Here is a 5,778-nt window from a genome sequence, read left to right as displayed (position 1 = left end):
TTCAATCGGTTCTTGTGAATCATAGATTGCCTCTTCTTGAGTATCATATATATTTTTTTCGGATGGTTCTTCAGCAGGCTCGGAGGTATTATCTAATCCAAGACCAACTATTTTCTGCAAACAATCTTTACAATAAATTTTTCCTGCGATTTCTAGACCGCATTCTTTACAAATTGGTTTTCCACATATTGCACATATGTCTGTGCTTTCTCTTTCAGGGTGGTAATGACATTCCATATTTAAACACTCTCTTAATTTAATTAAAATAATAATTTAATATCTTTTTTTTTATTTATATAAAACTTGCTATTTTTAACCTTTTTTTCATATTAATTTAGTTTAATTGTTTCTGATTGGTTAAAAAGAGTATAATATTTCAATTATTTTTTTGTATTTTCGATGATTTTTTCAGATACTATTTCTGATGCTATCAAATCATCTGCTGTTGCTAGAAAACTTCCAAGATTTTTTGATGTAATTTTATAAGTAATTAGTGTATCTGATAAATCTGATTCAAGATAATCTTCATTATCTACTTCCAAGCAATCAAATACTAATTTTGCATCTTTTTCATTTGCATAATTAAAAGTTATATTTCCAGATATTTTCATAAAAATCACTAGTTGGTCATCAATATGTTTATTATGTTATTTTTTCTAAAATAATTTTGTTATTAGATATTGAAAAATATGGTAACATTTATTAATAACTAAATTAATATATTTAAGTATTCTATTATATTACGATATATAATTTTTATATAGCTATTTTGTAGAATTGTTTATTCATAGCTATTTTTTTAATTAAAACATGTTTAACATGTTATTTTTATTTCGGAGGAATAATAATGGTTCGTGCTTATACTAGAAGAGATTATATTAGAAAAACCCCAAATTCAAGAATCGTACAATATGATATGGGAAACTTAAAAGATGAATTTCCTGTTTCTGTAAGTTTAGCTGTCAAAAAACCAGCTCAAATCAGACACAATTCTTTGGAAGCTGCAAGGATTGCTTCCAACAGATTAATGCAAAGAGCTGCTGGTAGGATGGGTTACCACTTAAAATTAAGAGTTTACCCACACCAAATTGTAAGAGAAAACCCAATGGCAACCGGTGCAGGTGCGGACAGGGTACAAAGTGGTATGAGAAACGCTTTCGGTAAACCTATCAGTGTTGAAGCTATTGTTAAAAAAGATCAAAGAATTATTACTATTGATTGTCAAGAAAAAAACTTTGAACAGGCAAAAGTTGCATTAAAAAGAGCAGGTATGAAATTACCGGTTCCATGCAAAATTGTTGTTGACAAAGGTGCTGAATTAATTAAATAGATTTTTTAATTAATTTTTTTTTACTTCTTTTTATTAATTTCTTATTTTTCACATTTTTATAATTAAATATTTAAACATTAAAATTGATATATAGTATTATATAATTGGCCATGTTTTTACTATCTAAATATTGTCATTATATTAATATTTTAAACCAAGAGGTTATTTTTCATGTATGTTGTAAAATTTGAGGATTTAAATAAATCTGATATTGGAATTGCCGGTGGAAAAGGTGCTAACTTGGGTGAATTAACTCAAGCAGGTATTCCAGTACCGCCTGGTTTTGTAGTAACTGCAGAAACTTACGAAAAGTTCATGGAAGACTCTGGAATTAATAGTCAAGTAATGGGAATTCTTGATAAAATTGATATTAATGATACTAAAGCACTTCAAGCTGCTGCTGAAGAAATTAAATCTTTAATCATTGCTACTCCAATTCCAGAGGATATGACTACTTTGATTATTGAAGCATATAATCAGCTTTGTCAAAGAGTTGGGGAAGATGATACTGATGTAGCTATCCGTTCTTCAGCTACTGCGGAAGATTTGCCTGAAGCTTCTTTTGCAGGTCAACAAGATACCTTTTTACATGTTTCTGGAAGCGAAGAAGTAATGGAATATATTAGAAAATGTTGGGCTTCTTTATTTGAAGCAAGAGCAATCTTTTACAGGGAAGAAAACGATTTTGAACATTCTAAAGTTTATATTGCTGTTGTTGTTCAAAAAATGGCAAATGCTGATAAAGCAGGAGTAATGTTTACTGTAAACCCATCAACTGGTGAGGAAATTGCTTTAATTGAAGGATCTTGGGGACTTGGTGAAGCAGTAGTGTCCGGTGATGTAACTCCTGATAACTATCAAGTTGATAAAAAAGATAACGAGATTATCAATGTAACCATTAGTGATAAAAAAGTAATGTACACTAATGATGAAAACGGTACCAGTGTAAAAGTTGAAGTTCCTGAAGACAAAAGAAATGAACGGGTATTGTCCGATGAAGAACTCATTGAATTGACTGAAATGGGTAAAAGAGTTCAATCTCATTATGGGGAACCTATGGACACCGAATGGGCATTCGAAAATGGCAATTTATTCTTATTACAAGCAAGACCAATCACTACTTTAGGTGATGTTGAAGCCGAAAATGAAAGTGATGAAAATGCAGATTTAGGTGAAGTTCTTGTTAGAGGCCTCGGTGCAAGTCCTGGAATGGCTTCAGGTAATGTTAAAATTGTTTTTGACATCGATGAACTAGATAAGATTGAAGATGGAGACATCATGGTAACAACTATGACCACACCTGATATGGTTCCAGCTATGAGAAGAGCCAGTGGTATTGTAACAGATGAAGGTGGAGTAACTTGTCATGCATCCATTATATCTCGTGAACTTGGAATTCCTTGTGTTGTAGGTACTGGTAGCGCTACAACCACATTAGAAGAAAATTCTGGTGTAACTTTAGATGGTAAAAAAGGTTTGGTATTTGAAGGAATTTCTGAAACTAAGGAAGAAGAAGTAACTGTCTCAAACAATGCGGTATCAGCACCTATTTTAACTGTAACTGAAGTTAAAGCTAATGTTAGTATGCCTGAAGCTGCAGAAAGAGCTGCTGCTACTGGTGCAGATGGTGTGGGACTTTTAAGGACTGAACATTTAATGTTAACTGCCGGTATTCATCCTGGAAAATTCATCGCTGACGGCAGGGAAGATGAATTGATTGATACTATTGCAGATAATGTTATGATTGTAGCAGATGCATTTTATCCAAAACCAGTTTGGTACAGAACTTTGGATGCGCCAACTGATGAATTTATCACATTGGAAGGTGGAGAAAATGAACCTAGAGAACACAACCCAATGCTTGGATGGAGAGGAATCAGAAGAGAACTCGATCAACCGGAAATCCTTAAATGTGAATTTAAAGCTATTAAAAAATTACATGAAAAAGGATACACAAATATCGGGATTATGATTCCATTATCTCAAAGTCCTGCTGAATTAGTTCAAGCTAAGGCATTATGTTCTGAAGTAGGTTTGGAACCTCACAAAGATGTTGATTTTGGAATGATGGTTGAAATTCCAGCGGCTGCAATTATGATTGATGATTATATTGATATTGGTATAGACTTTGTAAGTTTAGGTACCAATGATTTAACTCAATATACTCTCGCTGTTGACAGAAACAATGAGTTTGTTGCAAAACATTACACTGAAGAACATCCTGCAGTAATGAAATTAATTGAAAGAACAATTAAAAAATGTGTTGCTGCTGGTGTAAAATGCAGTATTTGTGGTCAAGCAGGTAGTGTACCGCATATTGTTGAAAAACTTGTTGGTTTTGGAATTACAAGCGTATCATCAAATGCTGATGCAGTAGAAGAAGTTAGAAAAACTGTTGCTCGTGCTGAGCAAAAAATTATTCTTGACGCAGCGCGTAAACGTTTAGAATAATTTTATTATTTCTTTTTTTATTTTTTATTTTTATTGATATATTATTAAACTAGGGTATTTTATGCAAGATGAACCAATAGATAAAGAGGATATTTTAAAGGATTTGTCTGAAATTCATAAATTGGATTATGAGTATTCGGATGGACGGATTTTAGGGTCAATGTGTACTGAAGCACATCCGTTTGCAAAAGAAGTTTATTGCAAATTTTTAGATACCAATTTAGGTGACCCGGGATTATTTAAAGGAACTAAACATCTTGAAGATGAAGTAGTCAAGTCTATTGGTGAGTTATTGTCTTTAGATAAACCTTATGGTAATATTGTGACTGGTGGGACTGAAGCTAATTTAATGGCGATTAGGGCAGCCAGAAATCATGCACGAAAATACAAGGGAATTGTTGATGGTGAAATAATTATACCTGATTCCGCTCATTTTTCTTTTAAAAAAGCCGCAGACATGTTAAATTTAAAAATTGTTGAAGTAGAATTGGATGAAAACTATAAGATTGATGTTGAATCTCTTAAAAAAGTTATTTCTGATAAGACTGTGGCCATTGTGGCTATTGCCGGTACTACTGAATTGGGTCTGATTGATCCTATCGAAGAAATTTCTAAAATAGCTCATGAAAATAATATTTATTTCCATGTTGATGCCGCTTTTGGAGGATTTTCAATTCCATTTTTAAAAGATATTGGACATGATTTACCGGTTTTTGATTTTTCACTTGAGGGAGTTTGTTCCATTACTGTAGACCCTCATAAAATGGGATTGGCACCCATTCCTGCGGGGGGAATTATCTTTAGAAAAGAGGAATATCTTCAAGTTATGGCGGTTGATTCTCCATATTTGACTGTTAAAACACAATCAACCATTGTAGGAACTCGTTTAGGAGCAGCATCTGCAGCAACTTATGCGATAATGAAATATTTCGGTAAAAAGGGATATTCCAGGATGGCCAATGATTTAATGGAAAATACTTATTTTTTAAAAGAAGGATTGGAATCTATAGGATATGAGATTATTTGTGAGCCGGAATTGAATATTTTAGCATTCAACCATCCTGAAATTGAAGCCCATGAATTTGCAAAAAAATTGGAAAATTTAGGTTGGAAAGTTTCTGTTGCTAAATGTCCTATCGCAATTAGAATAGTATTGATGAATCATATTAAAAAAAACCATTTAAAAGAATTGTTAGAAGATTTAAAAGAAATCTACTAACTTATTGTTCTTCTATATTTTCCACATACATCAACGGATAGTTAAGCTCTTCAATAAATTCTATTCGTATGGTTGCTTTAACATTATCTACTATTGTAAATATTCTAACATCTAACATGTCTCCGGTAAGGGAGGTATAGTTGAATTCTGTCATTGATTCTTCTAGTTTATCGAATCTAATTTCAACTTCAACGTCTTCAATTGCAGGCTGTAATTTCAGTGATTCTTCCATACTTGTTTCCAGACTTTTTTTAGTGCTTTTATTTACAGGTGTTCCTACAAATTGATGGAATAATGCCCCCATACTTATGGCACCTTCGAATATGGCTCTTTCTCTTTTTGAGATATTTGAAAAGTACTTTTCATCAACGTCCATTAAATTCCTCCATTTAACCAAATTATTTTATCATATATCAAACCAGACGGAATTGGATTAACACAGCAATAGAATAATATTGCGGATATTATTAAAACAATAGCTAAAATATATACTCTATTGTCTTTAGGGTAAAAATAAGCAAATATTAATCCAATAACTAAAAATATTGCTGATATAATTAAGGCATTTGATTCTTGAGGGTTATCTTTGATAATTTTCTCATTTATTGGATTTTTATCAGTTAACTCACCTTGGATAATTAATCTGTTCTCTGTTGAACCAATAGGGTCACAAGTAATTAAATATAATTTATTCCCGCTTTCTTTAGCATCCAGTTGATATGTTGCAGGGACTATTGTGCTATTTGTCACAGTATAGTTTAATTCTCCAATTCCAGGC

Annotated in this window: 5 protein-coding genes and 2 pseudogenes; 3 read left to right on the top strand and 4 right to left on the bottom strand. The window is 32.1% G+C overall.

Going from position 1 to position 5,778, the window contains the following annotated elements; genetic code table 11:
- Both Q4Q55_RS09575 and Q4Q55_RS09570 read right to left on the bottom strand, forming a co-directional pair.
- A pseudogene (locus Q4Q55_RS09575) lies at window positions 1-237 on the bottom strand (ATPase); the annotation flags it as partial.
- A 143-nt stretch (window positions 238-380) separates the two neighbouring features.
- A complete protein-coding gene (locus Q4Q55_RS09570) occupies window positions 381-611 on the bottom strand; it encodes a KEOPS complex subunit Pcc1 (protein ID WP_303372584.1) in 231 nt (76 codons plus the stop codon).
- Window positions 612-847: 236 nt separating this feature from the next.
- Here Q4Q55_RS09570 and rplJ point away from each other — a divergent pair, with 236 nt between their 5' ends.
- From rplJ to mfnA, 3 genes are all read left to right on the top strand, one after another.
- Window positions 848-1,330, top strand: a complete 483-nt coding sequence (gene rplJ, locus Q4Q55_RS09565; protein ID WP_303372583.1) for a 50S ribosomal protein L16 — start codon at window positions 848-850, stop codon at window positions 1,328-1,330.
- A gap of 171 nt (window positions 1,331-1,501) precedes the next feature.
- Window positions 1,502-3,781, top strand: a complete 2,280-nt coding sequence (gene ppsA, locus Q4Q55_RS09560; protein WP_303372582.1) for a phosphoenolpyruvate synthase — start codon at window positions 1,502-1,504, stop codon at window positions 3,779-3,781.
- Window positions 3,782-3,842: 61 nt separating this feature from the next.
- The gene (mfnA, locus tag Q4Q55_RS09555; protein WP_303372581.1) at window positions 3,843-5,000 is read left to right on the top strand and encodes a tyrosine decarboxylase MfnA; all 1,158 of its coding nucleotides are present in this window, start codon (window positions 3,843-3,845) and stop codon (window positions 4,998-5,000) included.
- A 1-nt stretch (window position 5,001) separates the two neighbouring features.
- On the opposite strand, the gene Q4Q55_RS09550 is transcribed toward mfnA, so the two are convergent.
- Complete coding sequence (locus tag Q4Q55_RS09550; RefSeq protein WP_303372585.1) at window positions 5,002-5,376, bottom strand: dihydroneopterin aldolase family protein; 375 nt, start codon at window positions 5,374-5,376, stop codon at window positions 5,002-5,004.
- Window positions 5,376-5,778 (bottom strand): annotated as a pseudogene (locus tag Q4Q55_RS09545) (sortase); the annotation flags it as partial. The pseudogene Q4Q55_RS09545 and the gene Q4Q55_RS09550, both read right to left, overlap by 1 nt.

Origin of the sequence: Methanobrevibacter sp. (assembly GCF_030539555.1) — an archaeon.
Taxonomy (GTDB): Archaea; Methanobacteriota; Methanobacteria; order Methanobacteriales; family Methanobacteriaceae; genus Methanocatella.
The sequence above is the reverse complement of the archived record's forward strand: the minus strand, read 5'-3'. Positions and strand labels throughout refer to the sequence as shown.